This is a genomic window from Arthrobacter sp. Y3225116, from assembly GCF_059091245.1.
This window is the reverse complement of the sequence record NZ_JBNHGL010000636.1, coordinates 1-252: the sequence shown is the minus strand read 5'-3', so window position 1 is coordinate 252 and position 252 is coordinate 1. Positions and strand designations below refer to the sequence as shown.

At 73.8% G+C, this 252-nt stretch carries 1 pseudogene; it reads right to left on the bottom strand.

The features are described from left to right. Nucleotides 1-252 (bottom strand): annotated as a pseudogene (locus AC5RV2_RS19320) (3-oxoadipyl-CoA thiolase); the annotation flags it as partial.

The window sequence follows — 252 nt, the reverse complement described above, 5'->3', positions numbered from 1 at the left end:
GATGCAGATGGCGGCCACGCCCCAGCGATCGCCCGATTCCTGCAGCCGGCGGGCCAGCGTGCCGAGGATGCGGATGCCCGAGGCGCCCAGCGGGTGGCCGATGGCCACGGCCCCGCCCCAGGCGTTCACGATCGCCGGGTCGATGTCCCAGTTGTCGATGCACGCCAGCGACTGCGCGGCGAATGCCTCGTTGAGCTCGACGGCGGCGACGTCGGACCACCCGATGCCGGCCCGCCGGACGGCCTGGTTGGC